The organism is Candidatus Leptofilum sp., from assembly GCF_965223525.1.
Taxonomy (GTDB): domain Bacteria; phylum Chloroflexota; class Anaerolineae; order Promineifilales; family Promineifilaceae; genus Leptofilum.
The window spans coordinates 322,953-339,105 of record NZ_OZ245005.1 but is presented as its reverse complement, the minus strand read 5'-3'; the positions used below and the strand labels follow the sequence as shown (position 1 = coordinate 339,105).

At 51.9% G+C, this 16,153-nt stretch carries 13 protein-coding genes; 8 read left to right on the top strand and 5 right to left on the bottom strand.

Annotated features, from left to right (window positions below; all coding sequences use genetic code 11):
* Nucleotides 1-56: 56 nt before the first annotated feature.
* Entirely contained in the window at nucleotides 57-2,531 is a 2,475-nt protein-coding gene (locus tag ACOQPM_RS18580) for a GcvT family protein (protein ID WP_420631755.1), read from the bottom strand.
* 75 nt (nucleotides 2,532-2,606) lie between these two features.
* The gene (locus ACOQPM_RS18575) at nucleotides 2,607-3,824 is read right to left on the bottom strand and encodes a trans-sulfuration enzyme family protein (RefSeq protein WP_420631754.1); all 1,218 of its coding nucleotides are present in this window, start codon (nucleotides 3,822-3,824) and stop codon (nucleotides 2,607-2,609) included.
* A 119-nt stretch (nucleotides 3,825-3,943) separates the two neighbouring features.
* Here ACOQPM_RS18575 and pyrE point away from each other — a divergent pair, with 119 nt between their 5' ends.
* The 5 genes from pyrE to ACOQPM_RS18550 all read left to right on the top strand — a co-directional run bounded on the left by pyrE (nucleotide 3,944) and on the right by ACOQPM_RS18550 (nucleotide 10,280).
* Nucleotides 3,944-4,546, top strand: coding sequence for an orotate phosphoribosyltransferase (pyrE, locus tag ACOQPM_RS18570; protein ID WP_420631753.1), 603 nt, complete (start codon nucleotides 3,944-3,946; stop codon nucleotides 4,544-4,546).
* 178 nt (nucleotides 4,547-4,724) lie between these two features.
* Nucleotides 4,725-7,475, top strand: coding sequence for a GNAT family N-acetyltransferase (locus ACOQPM_RS18565; RefSeq protein WP_420631752.1), 2,751 nt, complete (start codon nucleotides 4,725-4,727; stop codon nucleotides 7,473-7,475).
* 178 nt (nucleotides 7,476-7,653) lie between these two features.
* Nucleotides 7,654-8,358 (top strand): CPBP family intramembrane glutamic endopeptidase, encoded by a 705-nt coding sequence (locus ACOQPM_RS18560; protein WP_420631751.1) that lies wholly within the window; start codon nucleotides 7,654-7,656, stop codon nucleotides 8,356-8,358.
* A 105-nt stretch (nucleotides 8,359-8,463) separates the two neighbouring features.
* Nucleotides 8,464-9,654 (top strand): sensor histidine kinase, encoded by a 1,191-nt coding sequence (locus tag ACOQPM_RS18555; RefSeq protein WP_420631750.1) that lies wholly within the window; start codon nucleotides 8,464-8,466, stop codon nucleotides 9,652-9,654.
* Nucleotides 9,651-10,280 (top strand): response regulator, encoded by a 630-nt coding sequence (locus ACOQPM_RS18550; protein ID WP_420631749.1) that lies wholly within the window; start codon nucleotides 9,651-9,653, stop codon nucleotides 10,278-10,280. Before ACOQPM_RS18555 ends, ACOQPM_RS18550 begins: the two co-directional genes overlap by 4 nt.
* Before the next feature lie 29 nt (nucleotides 10,281-10,309).
* Here ACOQPM_RS18550 and ACOQPM_RS18545 read toward each other — a convergent pair whose 3' ends face one another.
* Entirely contained in the window at nucleotides 10,310-10,534 is a 225-nt protein-coding gene (locus ACOQPM_RS18545) for a GNAT family N-acetyltransferase (protein ID WP_420632426.1), read from the bottom strand.
* A 175-nt stretch (nucleotides 10,535-10,709) separates the two neighbouring features.
* A complete protein-coding gene (locus ACOQPM_RS18540) occupies nucleotides 10,710-10,931 on the bottom strand; it encodes a GNAT family N-acetyltransferase, cg3035/Rv0428c family (RefSeq protein ID WP_420631748.1) in 222 nt (73 codons plus the stop codon).
* Nucleotides 10,932-11,020: 89 nt separating this feature from the next.
* Between ACOQPM_RS18540 and ACOQPM_RS18535 the strand changes: the two genes are divergently transcribed.
* Together ACOQPM_RS18535 and ACOQPM_RS18530 are read left to right on the top strand one after the other, a co-directional pair.
* Nucleotides 11,021-11,251, top strand: coding sequence for a helix-turn-helix domain-containing protein (locus tag ACOQPM_RS18535; RefSeq protein ID WP_420631747.1), 231 nt, complete (start codon nucleotides 11,021-11,023; stop codon nucleotides 11,249-11,251).
* A 3-nt stretch (nucleotides 11,252-11,254) separates the two neighbouring features.
* Complete coding sequence (locus tag ACOQPM_RS18530) at nucleotides 11,255-11,971, top strand: hypothetical protein (protein WP_420631746.1); 717 nt, start codon at nucleotides 11,255-11,257, stop codon at nucleotides 11,969-11,971.
* Here the strand turns inward: ACOQPM_RS18530 and ACOQPM_RS18525 are convergent.
* Nucleotides 11,928-13,064 carry a DNA cytosine methyltransferase gene (locus ACOQPM_RS18525; protein WP_420631745.1) on the bottom strand — a complete coding sequence of 379 codons (1,137 nt, stop codon included), beginning with the start codon at nucleotides 13,062-13,064 and terminating at the stop codon, nucleotides 11,928-11,930. The genes ACOQPM_RS18530 and ACOQPM_RS18525 overlap by 44 nt on opposite strands.
* A gap of 150 nt (nucleotides 13,065-13,214) precedes the next feature.
* Here ACOQPM_RS18525 and ACOQPM_RS18520 point away from each other — a divergent pair, with 150 nt between their 5' ends.
* Nucleotides 13,215-16,148, top strand: a complete 2,934-nt coding sequence (locus ACOQPM_RS18520) for a clostripain-related cysteine peptidase (protein WP_420631744.1) — start codon at nucleotides 13,215-13,217, stop codon at nucleotides 16,146-16,148.
* The last annotated feature ends 5 nt before the right edge of the window (nucleotides 16,149-16,153 follow it).

Below are 16,153 nucleotides of genomic sequence, written 5' to 3'. Positions count from 1 at the left end.
ACAAGGTATTTTGTAATACAGAAGTTCACATTGACTATAGCCGCTTTCCTTCACTACTACCCCCTCAACCTCACCATCCCCGCATCATACAGCGGCTCATCCACCACCGTTGCCATGTGGCGTTCGCCGAAATATTCCACCTCGATTTGCGTACCGGGCTGGGTGTGGGCCACGGGTAGGTAGCCGTACATGATCAATTTACCCACGCTGTAGCCGTAGTTGGCGCTGGTCGTGTGTCCGACGCATTCGCCATTGGCAAAGAGGGCTTCGTAGCCCAGCGCCATGCCGCCGTTGTTAAACGTGAGGCAGCACAGCTTCTTCTTGAGGGGTTGGTTCTTCAACTTCAGGCAGGCGTCGCGGCCAATGAAGTTGCCTTTTTTCAGGCGCACCGTCCAGCCCAGGCCGGATTCGTAGGGGGAGTATTCGGTGTAAACGTCGCCGCCCCACAGCCGGTATCCTTTCTCCAGTCGCAGCGAGTCGAACGCGCCCATCCCGGCGGCAATCATCTCCACCTCGCGGCCTGCTTCCCAGAGGGCATCCCACACTTGCAAGGCCATATCCATGGGGAAGTGCAGCTCCCAGCCCAGCTCACCTGCGTAAGAAATCCGCATGGCGTAGACGGGAACCAGCCCAATTTCAATCCATTGGGCGGTGAAGTAAGGGAAGGCTTCATTGCTCACGTCCGTCTTGGTGACTTTTTGCATCACTTTACGCGCGTTGGGGCCCCAGAGGCCAACGCCCGTCCACGCCGCAGAGACATCACTCACCACCACCGAGCCATCCTTGGGCGCGTGTTGTTCCACCCAGGCCAAGTCCATCGGCAGCGTCCCCTCGCCCACAAAGTGCCAATATTTGTCGTGCGCCAGCCGCGCCACCGTGAGATCACGCTTCACGCCCCCTTTGGGCGTGAGCCATGTGGTGTAAACCACACGCCCCACCGGCACGTCCATCTGGTTGCTGCACAGAGTGTTGCTAAATTCGGCCGCGCCCGGCCCTTTCACCTCGATGATGGAAAGACCCGTCAGGTCAAACATGGCGGCGTTGTGGCGCGTTTCTAGATGTTCGGCTCCCTGAATCGGCGACCAATATTGCGCCGCCCAGCCGCTGCGTTGGGGAATCTGGTCTTCGTACTTTTCCAGCAGACGGCCGTTTTCCTCAAACCAGTTGGGCAGCTCAATCCCGGCAAAGGCGGTGTATTGGGCTTTCAAATTGTTTAGCCGGGGGGTAAACGGGCTCAGCCGCACGTTGCGCGGCTCGGTGATGGACTGCCGGGGATGCACGACATCGTACACCTCGCGGTAATTTTTCTTGGTGATGACGGTGTTGTAGGCTTCGGTGGTTTGGAATTGGTGGAAGCGGTGCAGGTGCGCCTGACGCATGTCCCATTCCGATTCGCCGTAGGTCATCCACTCGGCCACCGATTTGGCTACACCCCCTGCGTGCGTAATCCAACTGGCAACGGCCGTCCAAAATCCCTTGATGTGCGACTCCCCAATGATCGGCATCCCGTCAATGGAGAAGGCAAACATGCCGTTGAACTGCCGCTGCCAGCCGACACTGTCTGCCTCTTGCAGCATTGGCAGCAGCCGCTTGGCCTGCGCCCAGGGCTCGCCAAAAAAGTCATCGGGCGTGAAGTCGTGAATGGCTGTCTTTTTCACATCCTGCGGCCGTACCATGTGTGGCTTGTGATAATAGCTGCCGATACCATAGGCTTGCCAATGGTGCCGATAATACATCGTGGAATCCAGCTCGCGCATGGTGGGGAAGGTGACTTCGTGGTCTTTGTTGGCCGGGTCAAAATCGGCCAGCCGCGTCAGCCCGTTGCTAATGACGTACTGATGCTCGAAGGCCATCAGCGGCAGGTAGATGCCAAACTTTTCACTCAGCGCGGGTGCCCAGATGTTGGCTGCCAGCAGCACATTTTCACACTCAATGCGGGGCATGTCAGGGTTGTTGGTGAGGACGGCCGTTACCCGCCCATTTTTCACCTCAATATCCGTCATCGCCGTGTGGCCTACAAATTTAGCCCCGCCGGTGGCTTCGGCATCCCGCGCCAATGCCCCGGTAACGTGCGACCCCTTCACAATCATGCCTGCCGGAACGAACAAACTACCCACAATCTGATTCGGGTCGAGCAGTGGCATTTTTTCAGCCGACTCTTGCGGCGTGAGCAGGTGGGATTCGCCGCCGTAGGCTTTGGCCGAGCCGTGCAGCCGCTTCAAATCTTGCCAGCGCGCTTCGGAGATAGCAAGTTCTAGCTGCCCAGTGCGATTGTAGGTATTTTGCTCCCCACTAAAATGATTCAGGCTGGCGATGAGATCGGCCGTGTAGAGGCCACATTGCGTTAGCAGCTTGTTGTGGCTCAGTGGCACGACGCCCCCCGGCGCGTGCGAGGTCGAGCCGTCGTTTTCAAACAGCTCCCCCTTGTCAATAACCAGAACGTCCTTCCAGCCAAACTTTGTTAGGTGATACGCTGCCGCGCAGCCGACAATCCCGGAACCGATAATGACAACTTGTGCGTGATGGGTCATGTGAATTTCTCCTGTAAATAGTGGTTAGTTGCTAGTGGTTAGTCATTCTTACCAACCACTAACCACTAGCAACTATCAAACTAAATCTAACGCTTGCGCTAAGTCGGCCTGAATATCGGCTGCGTCTTCGATGCCAGCGGAGAGGCGCAGCAGGCCGTCGCCGATGCCCAGGCTGTGCCGTTCGGCGGGGGTGAGGGTGCGGTGGGATGAGATGGCAGGGTAGAGCATCAGCGAGTAGATGTCGCCCAGCGAGGTGGCAGGCTGGATAAGCTGGAGTGCGTCCAGCAAGGCAAAGATTTCTGGCTTGCCAGCATTTTTCACTTCAAATGAAAGGACTGCGCCGCCGCCTTTGCCGTTGCTGAGTTGATTCATCAGTTCAAATTGGGGATGGTTGGGCAGGAAGGCATAGTGTACCTGGCTAATTTTTGGGTGATTTTGCAGCCAGGTGGCGATTTTGAGCGCGTTTTGGCACTGCTGGCGCATCCGCAAGGGTAAGGTTTTGAGGCCGCGATGGGCTAGCCAGGCTTCAAATGGGCCAAGACTGCTGCCCAGCAGCTTGTTCAGCCGCACCATCTCCTCTTTCAATGGGGCACTGGTGGCGACGATGCCTGCCATCACGTCACCATGCCCCCCAATAAATTTGGTCGCACTATGGATGACCATGTCTGCACCAAAGTGGATGGGATTGCACAGGTACGGGGAGCAGAAGGTGTTATCTACCAGCAGCAGAGCGTTGTGGGCATGGGCAAGCTCGGCCAGGCGGGGCAAGTTGGCCACTTTCATGAGCGGGTTGGAGATGGTTTCGACGAGAACGGCCGTAACCCGCACCCCACTCAAAACATCCTCAATCCCCGCCAAATCCAGCACATCCACCAAATGCACCGTCGCCCCCAGCTCGGCAAAAATCCCCTGCACCAGCGAGTAAGTCGCCCCGTACACATCCGCTGCCACAATGACGTGGCTACCAGTCCGCATCCCAGCCCCCAGCAGTGCCAAATGAATCGCCGCCATGCCGGAGGGGAGGGCAATGGCGGCTGCGGCGGATTCTAAGTTGGCAACGGCCGTTTCCAAAGCAGCCACCGTCGGATTCGCATAGCGAGGCGAGTAGACATACCCAGGTTGTTCACCACCAATGACCGCATCTAGCTGCGCCGAATCGGCAAAGGTGTACCCTACCGAGGGAAAAATGGGTGTCACAACAGGGTTGATTTCTGTTAAATCGGTACGTTCACCAGCATGAACAGCGCGTGTAATAAACCGCTTCTCTTCCAATCTCCAATCCTTCGGTTTCACTCAGGACAAGCCTCCAGTCTCCAATCTCCAAACCACGCCTGACTTTATCACAACATCCCCTGTATCGGCGAACCAAAATGAGTTTACTGAATCCTGAATTCGTGTTAAGATCGCATCCCATGAGCAAGACCTTGCCCCCTCTGGAACAACTAGCCTTGACATTGTACGATATCGGTGCTGTTCAATTAGGTAAATTCAAGCTACATAGCGGCAAAAAATCCCGCATTTACCTGGATTTGCGCCTGCTGGTTTCTTACCCTGCTGCGCTGCGACAGGCGGTGGCTGCGTATCGTTTACTGCTCGATAACCTCTCGTTTGACGTGCTGGCGGCAACACCACTGGCCGGTTTGCCATTGGGAACTGCCCTCTGTCTGGATATGGACAAGCCGCTCATCTATCCACGCAAGACTGCCAAAAGTTATGGCACGGGCAAACAGATTGAAGGCGTGTGGCAAGTTGGCAATACGGCCGTCATCATTGATGATCTCATCACTTCTGGCGACTCCCTTTTGCAAGCCATCGTAGCGCTAAAAGCGTCTGGATTGCAGGTGAATGAGGCTGTTGTACTGATTGATCGGGAACAAGGTGGGGTAGCCAACATGCAGGATCATGGTTACAAGCTACACGCCGCTATGTCAATCCGCCGTATTCTCTCAATCTTGGAAGCCCATCAGCGCATTACCAGCAAAGAGCGCGATAAAGTCTTGAAATCGCTCAAATAATTTTCTCATAACTTTGCCTGCATCAGCCGGGGGGCTGTAACCACACAGCAACCAGAATCTTGATAATTTGATACTGGGAGATTGACCAGTTCAGCATTGTATTGCGTATAGCCGAACTATTTTCGCGGATTTTTCATAATTCATCCCTCCTAATTCATAATTTTCAAAGGAGCAACCCATGACTGACTTAACCCGTAGCACCGCCCATGATGTGTTTAGCTACAACAAAAACCCTCTAGACGTCATCTTTTCACCTAAAAGTGTGGCGCTCATTGGTGCCACCGAGCGCGAAGGCAGCGTGGGACGCACTATTTTGTGGAATCTTATGACCAACTCGTTTGGCGGGACTATTTTTCCCATTAACCTCAAGCGTACGAGCGTCATGGGCATCAAGGCGTATCCCAACATTAGCGAGGTGCCAGAGAAAGTAGATTTAGCCATTATCGTTACACCTGCCCGCACCGTACCCGGCATTATCCGGGAATGTGTAGAGGCGGGCGTGAAGGGTGCGATTGTTATTTCGGCTGGTTTTAAAGAAATTGGGCCTGAAGGTGTGAAACTGGAACAGGAAATCCTGGCGGAAGCGCGGCGAGGGCAAATGCGTATCATCGGCCCCAACTGCCTGGGTGTAATGAATCCCATTGGTGGTCTGAATGCCACCTTTGCCAGCTCAATGGCACGTCCTGGTAGCGTTGGCTTTATTAGCCAAAGCGGGGCGTTGCTTACCTCTATTTTAGATTGGAGCTACCGCGAAAATGTGGGCTTTAGCTCCTTTGTTTCCATTGGCTCGATGCTGGATGTGGATTGGGGCGATCTGATTTACTATCTGGGTGACGACCCGCGCACCAAAAGCATCGTCATCTACATGGAGTCCATTGGCAATGCTCGTTCTTTCCTCTCCGCAGCGCGGGATGTGGCCTTAACCAAGCCGATCATCGTCATTAAGCCGGGGCGCACCGAAGCGGCAGCGCAGGCAGCGGCTTCCCACACCGGTTCCATGACGGGCAGTGATGAGGTGCTGGCCGCAGCCTTCCGTCGTTCTGGGGTTCTCCGGGTGGATTCGATTGACGATCTGTTTAACATGGCAGAGGTGTTGGCCAAGCAGCCTCGCCCGCGTGGCCCGCGCCTGACGATTGTGACCAACGCCGGTGGGCCTGGCGTGCTGGCAACCGATTCGCTCATCACCAACCGGGGTGAGCTGACGGAGCTTTCTGAGAAGACGGTGGTAGAACTAAATGAGTTTTTGCCGCCGCACTGGAGCCACAACAATCCGATTGACATTTTGGGGGATGCAGATGCCGAACGGTACGCTAAATCAATCCAGGTTGCGGCCAATGACGAGAACAGCGATGGCCTGTTGGTGATTCTGACCCCGCAGGCGATGACAGACCCCACCCAGACCGCGCAGGAGCTAAAGAAATTGTACGGCCGTCCCCCACAATACCAGTACGGCAAGCCCGTGTTGGCCAGTTGGATGGGTGGCGCAGACATTGCCAGCGGTGAAGCCATCCTGAACCAGGCCAACATTCCCACCTTCGCCTTCCCGGATACGGCCGCCCGCGTCTTCCAATATATGTGGCGTTACCAAAATCGGCTGCAAAGTTTATACGAAACGCCATTTTTGCCCGAGGAAACAGAGGAAAGCACCCAGAAAATCGGCGAAGTTAGCCAAATGCTGGAGCGTGTGCGGGCCACGGGGCGCACCATCCTCACCGAGTACGAATCGAAGCAGGTGCTAGCAGCTTACGACATTCCCACGGTAGAAACGCGCCTGGCAAAAACGGCCGATGAAGCTGTGCAAATTGCCGAAGAGATCGGCTTCCCGGTGGTGCTTAAGCTGAACTCCGAAACAATCACCCACAAGACCGATGTGGGCGGCGTGCGGCTGGACCTGGCCACAGAAAGCGAGGTTCGCCATGCGTACACCACCATGGAAACATCGGTGAGTGAGAAATATAGCGCGGAAGATTTCCTTGGGGTGACGGTTCAGCCGATGCTGCGTCTGAACGATGGGTATGAACTGATAATTGGCTCTAGCCCTGATCCGCAGTTTGGCCCGGTGTTGCTGTTTGGCACGGGCGGCACGCTGGTGGAGGTGTTCAAAGATCGTTATTTGGGATTGCCACCGTTGACCACCACGTTAGCCCGCCGCATGATGGAGCGCACCAAGATTTACAAGGCATTGCAAGGTGTGCGTGGGCGCGACCCGGTAGATTTGGCCGGGATGGAGGCATTGCTGGTGCGTTTTGGCCAGTTGGTGGCGGATCAGCGCTGGATCAAGGAGATTGACATCAATCCACTGTTTGCCTCGGCAGACCAGCTTATTGCCCTGGATGCCCGGGTGGTGCTGTATGAGCCAGAAGTAACGGAAGAGGAGCTGCCGGAGTTGGCGATACGGCCGTATCCCGCCCAATACATCAAAGCGTTCACAACCGAGGAAGGGGTCCAGACCGTTATTCGCCCCATTCGCCCCGAAGATGAGCCAATGATGGTGAAATTCCACGAAACGCTGTCTGAACGCTCAGTTTACTTGCGCTACTTCCGCGCCTTCCAGCTAGATCAGCGGGTAGAGCATGAGCGACTGACGCGCATCTGCTTTGTGGATTATGATCGGGTCATGGCGTTGGTGGTTACAGCGCCAAATAAGCGCACTGATGAGGATGAGATCATCGCTGCCGGACGTTTGACCAAAGAGCGAGGGCGCGACGAAGCTGAATTTGCCATGTTGGTGAGCGATCGCTACCAGGGGCAGGGCGTTGGCACGGCTATGCTGGTGCACCTGCTGGAGATTGGCAAGCAGGAGGGGGTCAAGCGCGTGGTGGCCTACATGCTGGCAGAAAATCGCGGTATGCGGGCTATTTGCCTCAAGCTCGGTTTCCGCCTGGAACGTGAGGCGGAACTGATTAAGGCAATTATTGATCTAGACTGATGGGGAGCCATCGGTTTGAGTAATCTTGCCTCCCGCTTCTTCCACGATGAACCGTATATAGTCGTCAACAATTGCCTATCCATCAAAAGTTGGATAGTAAAATCCATCAGGAGCTAGATGATGCGCCAGGAGTAATCGATCTATACTTTGCTCATCTTAATCTTCTGGAGGCAAAAAAATGGATAGTGCAATTGTAGTTGATAAAAATACTGTTTGGCGACGACTTGGTATCGTAACCGTCCTATTGTTCTTGTTAATTGGGCCGAACTTTGGCCCCATCCCCTTAACATTGCGGCAAAGTCTTTCTCTTGAAGGGTCAATCATCGGGATGTTGATTTGGTTTTTGGTCGGGTTCAGCATCATCATCGCCGTTATCTTGCGGCTAAGCAGCATCTCCTTGCGAGAACTACTGAGTTATGTTGGTATGGGTGCTCCCTCTCGCATATGGCCAAATATTGTTGCGGTGATTGTTGGCTTACTGCTGGCAGCCTCATTCTATGGCAATATTCTCCAATTTGCGCCCGAAACCAATGTCGCTGAAATTAACGGTTTTCGAATATTGACGGTACTCTTAGCGTCCATAGGCGTCGTGCTTGAAGACATCATCACACGCGGCTGGTTTATGAATCAACTGCGAGATATACAGATTCCCAATTGGATGCAAGCAGTAGCCTCGGCGCTTCTCTTTGCCCTCTACCACACCGTATTGGCTGGGTTTAACGTGTTCGCCTTCATCGCCAGCATCATACTTGGGTTAATTTTGTCTGGCTTGTTTTTGTGGGGCAAACGCAGCCTCACCCCCGTCATCATCGCACACGCCCTTGCTGTATTCCTTGCCGAACCATTTGCTTCAATGATAATCTTCTTGGTACCGAATTTGTAAACAGCAATAGAATGTGACTGTCATTTTCAAAAAGTGACTATCACATTGATAGGGTCTAAAACCCGTAACTTCAGGATTCTTGAGGTTACGGGTTATACTATTTGTATGATAGAAAACGAGACACTCCCTAAGCGCGAAGTATGGGAACAGTGGGATTGGGTTTGGCATCTGACAGGCTATGCTACGCTGGCGATCAATGTCGTTATTGCTCTCCGTGATGGTCAGCTTGGTGATTCGCTCCCCCTCTTTTTAACGCTCTCAGCACTGGTGGCCTTATGGTACATTCCCTTCGTAGCCACCCCCATTGCGCGTTGGTGGAATGCGCCTCGACATGGGCTATTGTATTTTCTTATTGGTTTTGCATTGTGGGGCGGACTGCTTGCCTTAAATGTGACCTCCCTGATGCTGGCAGCGATGTTCAACCCCATGATCTTCACCCGCTTCCCCATCCGTTGGGCAATCGGTATCATGATTTCCCTCACAGTCGGTTTCCTCCTACTCTATCTGCTGCGCTACTCCCCAGAAAATTGGTTGATCATCGTCGTGACTGTGTTGGTGTTGCTGTTCATCGCCGTCCTGATGGGCTATTTTATCTCGGCTATTGCTGGTCAAAGTATGGAGCGTCAGCGCCTTTTGGATGAATTGACGCAGACTCGGGCCAGCTTGTTAAAAGCGGAGCGTGAAGCAGGTATGCTGGCTGAGCGACAACGGCTAGCACGCGACATCCACGACACGCTGGCACAGCAGTTCACCTCTATCATTATGCACCTATCGGCAGCGCGTTTGGGTGATACGGCCGCTCTACAGACACATATGCAGCAGGTGGAACAGGCAGCTCGGGAAGGCCTCAACGAATCGCGCCGTATCATCTGGGATATGCGCCCACAACTGCTTGAGGATGCGACATTGGTGGAGAGTATTGAGGGGGTGGTGGCCCGCTGGTCGGCAGAGAACAAGGTTCAGGTGGAAACGGCCGTTACTGGCTCCCCCCACCCCCTCGACGAATCTATCGAAACCGCTCTGCTTCGTATCACCCAAGAAGCATTGCACAACATCAAAAAACACGCCAGGGCCCAAGCTGTCAACATCACGCTCTCCTACATGCCCGATTTGCTTGCTCTGGACATTGCGGATGATGGCAAGGGATTCGACACATCAAGACGAAACGGCCGTGGTTTTGGCCTGAAAACGATGGGCGAGCGAGCGGAGGAACTGGGTGGCACGTTGACGATTGAAAGTGAGTTGGGTGAGGGAACGGCCGTTGCCGTTTCGCTGCCTATTGCAGAGGAATTATGACTATTCAGATATTGATCGCTGACGACCATCCCGTTGTCCGCAGCGGCCTCGTGGCGCTGCTGAACTCGCAACCCGAATTTGAAGTGGTTGCTGAGGTTGGAAATGGCGAGGAAGCTGTTTCCTACTCTTTGGCCAATGCCCCCGACGTTATTTTGATGGACTTACAAATGCCTGTGATGGATGGTCTAACGGCAATCCATCAGATCCGTGCCCAGCAGCCAGAAGCACGGATTATCGTGCTAACAACCTACGACACCGACGCCGACATCATGCCCGCACTCAAGGCCGGAGCCACTGGTTATTTGCTTAAAGATGCCCCTCCCGAAGCCTTGTTCAACGCCATCCAGAGCGCAGCACGAGGTGAAGTCGCTTACGCCCCAAAGGTTGCTGCGAAAATCACGCGTCACCTGACCAACACGCCAAAACGGGCGTTAAGCAACCGCGAGGTTGAGGTTTTGGAACTGGCCTCCCAGGGCAACACCAACAAAGCGATTGCCAGTAAACTGCACATCACCGAAGCCACGGTCAAATCACATTTCGTCCATATTTTTACCAAATTGGGGGTTGATGACCGCACAGCGGCCGTCACGGTGGCCCTGAAAAGAAAAATTATCCGACTAATCTAACGTCGGCTGCAGTGGAGCAATAATTTTTCCTAATCTGCTTCGCTGCCTGGCACCAAGTAGCGATATGAATACTTTACTTCAAATCCAAGCCGAGCGTACAAACGTTGAGCATCTTCGTTCGATTGGTTGACGGTCAAATAGGCCATTTTTGCGCCATCTTCATAACCTTTTTGTAACAGCCCCTGAATCAGTTGTGTGCCCAAGCCTTGTTTACGACGCTCGGGATGAGCCCACAAATTCTCAATATTTAAAATGTTTCCTTGAAGGACGGAACGGCCGTATCCATGCGCTTCTCACTGGTTCATAACAATGGCGTATCGGCTGGGCAAGCTGATTTTCGTCAAGAATTGCCGTTCCCATTCTTTCATTTTGGGATCATCTGCCGGATGAACAACATAGATCGTATCTAGCCACTCATCTAGTGGCAATTCAGTTATATTTGCATCCTCTCATTCCCCAATCTGAATATTGTTGCTCACAAAATCTTCTCTTTTGCGCTAACGGCAAATTACCATCATACAGAGGCCAAACTGAATTGCTGTTTCTGGAATAGCCGCGAGTAATCCTGAGAAGCCAACCATCAAAATGCAAATAATCGAATGCTGGCCAAATATTTGCGTTTGTTTCTTCCCAAAACCTTACTGCCTTCATAGCAATTTCCTATCAAACGCTGCCCAGTACAGCAATCTTGAATACTTTAGTGTGTAGAGCAATAGTATTCAATGCTGTAAAATCTACAAATGATTGACGAGGCATTTGCAAAGGTATTACGCGAATTACGAGTAAGCAAAGGCTTTAGCCAGGAATCTCTTGCCCAAGAAGTTGGTATTCACCGAACATATGTTAGTCAGCTTGAGCGTGGTTTAAAAAGCCCATCACTAAAAACACTTTATAAAATTGCTTACGTCTTAGAAGTTCCACTTTCAGAGATTATGACACTCATTGAAAAGCAACAAGAAAAAAAGGATTAGTTTGTGTATCAACTTCGATCTGAAGAACAAGTTCGCTTACTCGAAGGCATTAGAGCTGCCTATGCCATACCATTTATAGATGATATAACCAGTTTTATCTGGGAAGCAATTTTCAGCTATGTAAAAGACGTACCAATCGTTGATCCACTCAAAAACACTCGTAGCAAACTGTTATATGATGTTGTTGATCAAAACAATCATATTGGATGGTCGGCAAAAGCATTACAGAAAACTAAATCTCTTGCTGCACCAATTGAATTTGAATTGGTAATTCAGAGAGCAGATATATTCAAAAAAGCACAAATGTTGGGTTTTGACCAACTTTCTGTTAATTCTCCCTCATCCTTGCTTGGGCAAGCTCTAACAAGACATTGGCATTTGAAAATAAATGAAGATGCAGTAACTCAAAATATCAATTCAAAAAGAGTTTGTGTCCTTATAAAGTCAAATAACCGCAAAGAATATATTTATTATGAGAATGACATTGAGATTTACGGTCATACGGAATTGACATGGTCATGGACGGATTCTTCCAAAACTGGATTGCAAGGTATTAGAAACTCTGATGGATTTGTTGTATATCGTTGGTATCCGAACCAAAAGCAATTTTTTGAAAGGTTTCAAGTTTCCAGCCAAGCGTCTGTTTTTTATTTGGAGCCGCGTAGATTGCCTCTAGCTAATGTTGTACAGTTTCTGGCTCATCAACTAGACAACTCTTAATTTCAGGGGCAAGTACCTGCATTAAATATGGAGGAACCGCATTGCCAACTTGATGTGATTTTTCTATATACGTGCCAGTAAATCTAAAATCATCTGAGAAGGATTGTATTCTTGCTGCCTCCCGTATGGTCATTAGACGAACTTCTCTTGGATGGCAAAATCGCCCTGAACCCGGATGAAAAAACCATCTTGTAATAGTGGGAGAAACCATTTCGTAATCAAGTCTTCCATATGCACCACTGTAACCTGACTTCGGACGAATTTCAGCGGGCAATTGTTTAAGCCCTTCTCCGGGGCCTATTGATGAGATTCGAGCAAATTGAACCTTTCTGAGTTTGCGGGTTATGTGATCGTAAAGCTCGAGACTGTCTTTTCGCATTATTTGTTGATATCCATTTTGCGGTTCGATTGTATAGGACAATGGCTCGTAACCTTCCCCGTTTTGTAGTACAGGTAGGTCGCAAATAGCAGACCAAGCAGATCGATATTTTTGTTTTTTAGAAAATAATGTCCACTCTTCTTTTTCGCCATGTGTTTCCAACGGAAACCCTGGTGTTTTCTCAGTTAAGGATGCAAAAAAGAAACACCTCTGTCTACGTTGAGGAATGCCATACTTGTGTGCCCACAAAACTTTCACATTAACTTTATAGCCATAATCTTCGAGCGTTTCGACTATTTCATTTCTTACTGCGCCATTATAGGCTTTATAAATAGGTGCAACATTCTCCATTACAATTACTTTTGGCATTAAAGTTCTTGCGAAATCTAAAAAATAACGAAACAATTGATTACGTGGATCTTCCAAAAATCTATAAGCTGCGGGGACATTTTTGGAAAAGCCCTGACATGGAGGACCGCCAATAAGACAATCTAGTTCACCTAGTCCTAAACCAAGGTCTTGTTTTACTGTAGTTGGATCTAATTGTGTAATATCTTGTAAATAGGTTTGGGCTTCACGGTGATTCAATTGAAATGTCTTTATCGCTGCAGGATTGTTATCAATTCCAGCTAATACTTTGAAACCTTCTTTATGGAGCCCCCAAGACATTCCCCCACATCCGCTGAATAAATCAATGACTGTATAGTCTTCCATGTCAGAATACTATAGTATTCGCCTGGATTGTGCAAATTCTTTTTCTTTTGTCTGTTTATTTGCTCAAGCTGCGTGCTCTTTAAGTCAATCGCGAGAAAAGAAAATTTGCCCAATTTGCGTCAATTGGCGCAATCTGTGGATAATTGCTGTATGTGTGTTTTGCGAATGCGTTTAATTGCTGTTTTGTGGTTGGTTTCCTTGGTTTTGCTTGGGTGTGATGGTTTTAAGCAGGCGACGCCTCTGCCTACAAACGTTCCACTCCTCCCAACCTCCCAATCCATCCCCAACCCACCGACCCCCGCCTTGCCCAGCCCCACGCCGCCACCCACTAGTGCCCCGCTGCCCACGGCCACCTATGACGCTACTTTGGACGACTGGACCATCCTCATCTACATGGACGCGGATAATAATCTGGAGCTGCCAGGGCTGCTGGACCTGAATGAGATGGAAGCGGCGGGCAGCAGCGAGCAAGTCAATGTCATCGTGCAGATTGACCGCGCTTTGGGAGAAACCAGTCTTGATGGCGATTGGAGCGACACGCGCCGCTACCGCATTTTGGGGGATGATGACCGCAACTTGCTCAACTCTGAGCCGCTGCAAGGCTTGGGTGAGCAAAACATGGGCGATCCGGCGGTGCTGGCTGATTTTATTAGCTGGGGGATTCAGAGCTTTCCGGCCAATCGGTACGCGCTCATTGTGTGGGATCATGGGGCGGGCTGGAGCGGCATCGCCTACGATGGGGACGCACCGACCTTTGACAATGGCGACCACATCAGCCTGCCGGATTTGCAAGGTGCATTGGAGATTGGTTTGGCCGAAGCGGGGGTGTCCAAACTAGATGTGATTGGCTTTGATGCCTGCTTGATGGGGCAGCTGGATGTGTTTCAAGCGGTACGGCCGTTCACAAATTACGCCGTCGGTTCAGAAGAACTTACCCCCGGACTAGGCTGGGATTACGAAGCGTTGCTCCGCACCCTGTACGCCAATCCTGCCGTAGACGGCCGTTCCCTGGCCAGCAGCATGGTAGAGGAATTTCTCAACTTTTACACGGCCGTACAGCCCGACGATTTTGTCACCATGTCGGCCGTTGATTTGAGCCAGCTAGAAGGGGTAACGCTGGCGGTTGAGCAGCTAGCCAACGCCCTCATCGTGGAACCCGCCTTTGTTGCCAGCGCGGTAGGTGATGCCCGCAGTGGCGCAGCCGCCTTTGCCCGCGTCTACCCAGACAGTTTTGAACAGTACGCCGCCATTGATTTGTACCATTTTGCCTCGATTCTGGCGCAGCGCAGCCCGGATACGGCCGTTGTCAATGCGGCAAATGAGGTTATGGCTGCCGTCAGCAATGCCGTCATTGCCAACGGCACCGGGGCAGGGCTAAAAAATAGCCAGGGGGTAGCGATATACTTTCCTCGGAACGGCCGTTTTTACGACACCGATTACAGCACAACCACCCAACTCGCCGCCTGGGACGCCTTCTTACAAACGTACCACGCCGTCGGCCAGGCAGAGCTGCCACCGCCAGCCGTGAATCTTAGCGCGGCGCAGGCTCCCGTGGCTGGGCTGCAAAATCCCGCCTTTATCAACTTTCAGGTAATTGGCCGCGATGTGGAAAACGTGGCCCTCATTGCCGGACGCTATTTGGAAGACGGCCGTCAACTCCTGCTAGAGTACGACCACCTCAACCCGGAACCCACCTTTTTGCCCGATGGCAGCCAAATTGTGGAGTGGCGCGACGGCGTGCATGATGATTTTTACGTTTGGGAAACGGAAGTAACCTATCTGTACGACAGCTTCGACAACGGCGACTTTGTGGTGATGTGGCCCACCAAGCCGGGTAGCACCCTGTTCACAGTACAGGGCCGCTACCGCCGGGCCAACGGCGAGAATTACGTGGACGCCAATCTCGTTTTTGACCACCGCACCGCCAGCTTCACGCGGGTCTGGACAGTGCAGTCAGACGCCACCGACGCGCCTGCGGAACTGTTACCCCAGCCGGGCGATGAGTTCCAGCTATACACCCTTTTCTACGCTGATGGAGAATTTTTGCGCGAACCGGGCACGAGCCTCTTCTTCGATGACAATCGTGCACTTTATTTTGAGTGGCGACCATTGCCAGACGGCCGTCACTTTTTTGGTTTTCAGGCGGAGAATGTGGCGGGGCAGACGGCCGTTTCCTTTATTGATCTCATTGTGGACAACAGTGTCCTCACCCCCAGCTACGAAGCCTACCTGGACCCCTACCTGGGTTTCCAATTCTTGTACCCCGAAGCGTGGTTTTACCCCCGCTACCAGGACACCTTGCTTTACACGAGCCAACGGCAAGGCAGTACCCAATTCCAGGTCACAATTTATCCCAATCTAGACACAGCCATCACTCCCGAAACGCTCAAAGCGCAAACGCTCCAGCAGTTTGGCGCGGTAGACATTTTGTTTGAAGATGAGATTTTGGTAGCGGGGCAGCCCGGCTTGCGGACTGTTTACGGTTACAATCAGCCGGAGGATGGTGAACACACCGGCATCTTTCTCACCTTTGTGCATAACGGTACTGGCTTTGTGGTAGATGTGGATGGATTGTCTAGCGACGAAGCAACCACCCAGGCAGCCGTGCAAACCATCGCCGAAAGCTGGGCTTACCGTGACGTAGGCATTGGCCTTCAACCTGGGCGCTGGCCGATTGCTTCGCTAGACGACTTCACGGTGGCGCAGCCTGCCACCTTTGCCTACCAGCAAGTAGGTAGTTGGGAATGGTTTGGTGCTGGGGCAACCACTTTTGTTGCCCTCCGCACAGAGCCGACCACGCTGGATACGCTTGGTGTCGTTACCTCATTGGCGCGTGATGCAGGCGCAGATGTGCAAAACTTTGAGGTTGGTGAACCATATGATTTCCCGCTGGGCGGATTGGTTTGGCTGCGGGTTGATTTTAGCTACGACGACCCGGAGGCCGGTACGGTCTGGGGCTTTTTAATGGCGCGAGTGGAAGATGGCCAAGACATTGTCGCCTGGGCAGAAGCACCAGCTAACCAGTACAACCAGCTAGAAAATAGCGTCTTTCTCACGATGATTGCTGACCTCTCACTACACTGATATTT